At 71.9% G+C, this 2,837-nt stretch carries 1 pseudogene; it reads right to left on the reverse strand.

What is annotated here, in order from left to right:
* Window positions 1-2,837: pseudogene (locus E1261_RS46190) on the reverse strand (hypothetical protein); the annotation flags it as partial.

Consider the following 2,837-nt stretch of genomic DNA (forward strand, 5'->3'; position numbering starts at 1 on the left):
GCCACCCCCACCACAGCCACCGGCTCGACCACCACAGCCGCGTCTCGACCCGCACGCGCAGGACCGGAAGCCTCATCGACCAACTGCGCCGAAGCAAGCGCCGAAACCACAGACCCAACCTCAGCGCCCGAAGCCAGCGCAGCAGCCGAAGCAGACGCAATCCCCGCCCCAGCCTCGGTCGCCAGCGCATCTTCAGCGGGCACGACCTGAGGAGCGGCCGAGGCGGACACCTCGGCAACGGGAGCGGGCTCGGTGGCAGAAGCGTCTTCGGACGCCGGCGCCGAGGGGTTCTCGGCGCCGGACGCAGACTCGGCCGCGAGCGCCTCCTCGTCCACGTCCTCGACGGCAGGCACGACCTGCGCATCGCCAGAGGCATCGGCGCTAACCTCGGCGGGAGCCCCATCAGCATCGCCCGGCTGAGCTATCGCCGACGCGGAAACCTCGGCACCCGACTCCCCCGCCGACGCCAGCTCAGTCGCCGCAGCGGGCTCATCTGGGAGCCGCTCGTCGTCCGCGAGCTCGCCAGTGAGGGCGACCCGCGGATCCGTAGGCACGGATGCGTCGACACCGTCCCCGACTGCAGCGTCCTCAGCATCGGCCGACTGCCCTGCCGGTGAATCCGCGGATCCCAACTCGGCTGCCGAGGTCGACTCGGTAGCCGAATCTGCTGAGTGATCTCCCGGTACGGCGACGCGAGGCGCCTGCTCGATCGCCGAGGCCACCTCAGCCGCGGCGGACTCAGTCGTCGCAGACTCCGATGCCCCGGAGGACTCGGTCGTCGCGGACTCGGTTGTCGCAGACTCGGTTGTCGCGGACTCCGGTACCGCGGCGGACTCGGTCGTCGCGGACTCGGTTGTCGCAGACTCCGGTACCGCGGCGGACTCGGTCGTCGCGGATTCGAATTCCGCTTCCGACTCGGTCGTCGCAGATTCGAGTTCAGCGGCGGACTCGGGTGCCGAGAGGAGTGCGTCGGCGGCGGCCGGGGCCTCAGCTTCGGGTGCGACTTCGTCCGTGCGCTCGGCAGCAGCGTCGATCTGGGGGGCGCCGGGGACGGAGGCTTCGGGGCTGCCTTCGGTGGGAGCCTCATCGACATCAGCCGACTGAGCTGTGGCCGGCACGGAGCCCTCGGAGCCCGACTCATCCGTCGAGGCCTCCTCGGCAGAGTCGAGCTCAACCGCTGACGGGAGCTCGACCGCTGAAGTCGGCTCGTTCGCAGAGGTCGCTTCGGTGGCAGAGGCGTGCTCCGCCGCAGAAGCCGACTCGGGAACAGATGTGTGCTCACTCGCAGAAGCCGGCTCAGCGCCTGAAGCGATCTCGGTGGCGGAGGTGGCTTCGGTGGCAGAGGCAGCTTCGGTGGCAGAGGCGTGCTCGGTGGCTGAAGCCGGCTCGGTGGCGGAGGCGGCTTCGGGGGCGGAGACGTCCTCGCTCGCTGAAGCCGGCTCGGTGGCAGAGGTCGGGTCCGTGGCAGAGGTCGGGACCGTGGCAGAGGTCAGGTCCGCGGCAGAGGTCGGTTCGGTCGATGAAGCAGGACCGGAGACCGACGCGTGCTCGGAGGCCGAGGAGGACTCGGGTGCTGAGGGTCGGTCGGTCGCGGGAGACGCAGACTCGGCCGGGAGCTCCTCCTCGTCGGCGGGCTCTGCGGCGGAGACGATCTGGGGATCCGCAGGGACGGACCCTTCGGCGTCGACCTCGGTGGGGGCCTCATCAGCATCGGCCGACTGAGCCCTCGCCGACGAAGAATCCTCGGAGCCCGGCTCGCCCGCAGCGGCGGGCTCTGGCGCGGGCTCGGTGACCGAGGCGGGCTCGACCGCTGGGGTGGACTCGGTGAGTGGCGCGGACTCGACCCCTGACGCGGGCTCACGCGCTGAAGCGGGCTCACTCGCTGACGCGGGCTCACTCGCCGGGGCGGGCTCGTTGGCAGAGGCCGCCTCGAGTGCCGAGGTGGACTCGACGACTGCGGCGGACTCGGTGGCCGGGGCCGACTCGGTGACTGCGGCAGACTCATTGGCCGGGGCCGACTTGGTGACAGCGGCAGACTCATTGGCCGGGGCCGACTCGGTGACTGCGGCAGACTCATTGGCCGGGGCGGACTCGGACGCCGAGGTGGGCTCGGTTGCGGCGGATTCAGGCTCAGCCGCGAGCGCGCCTTCGTCCGCGCGTTCGGCAGCGGGAGCGACCTGCGGGTCCGCGGGGGCCTTCGGTCCGGCGGTGAGCTCGGTGGAGGTCTCATCAGCATCGGTCGACTGCTCTTCAGCCGAACCTGCGGAGCCGAGGTCATCGGCCGAGTCGGACTCGGCGGGTGAGGCGTCCTCAGTCGCAGAGACGTGCTCGGTCTCGGACCCGGGGTCAGTGCCCGGTGCGAGGTCGGTGCCTTGAGTGACGTCGGCGTCTGGGGTGGGCTCGGTCGCTGCAGCAGGGTGCGTAGGTGCGACGGAGTCGGAGGGCGCCGGGGACGACGGCTCGGCCTCGGGGGTGAAGGAGTCGGTGGGAGCTGCCGGGCTGGTGGGTGCGTCGGCGGGCGCCGGAAGGGAGTGGGCCGGGGCCGACAGCGCGTCCGTGGCGTGGGGTGCTGAGAGGTCTGTGGCGCGCGGGGCTGGGGCGTCATCAGCAGGCCCGTCGACGGGCTCGACCGAGGTCGCAGCCGCTGGTTCTGCAGTCGCTGGAGCGTCCTCGTCGGCGGGCGCGGCGACGTGCTCGTCCAGGGCCGGGGCGTTCTCGTCGGCGGGCGCGGCAACGGGCTCATCCGGGATCGGCGCGGCGGCTGCCGATGCTTCGTCGTCCGCCGGCGCCGGGGGTGCCTCGAGATCGCCATCAGCCCGCGCGGCAACGGGCTCGTC

Origin of the sequence: Kribbella albertanoniae, from assembly GCF_004348455.1 — a bacterium.
Taxonomy (GTDB): domain Bacteria; phylum Actinomycetota; class Actinomycetes; order Propionibacteriales; family Kribbellaceae; genus Kribbella; species Kribbella albertanoniae.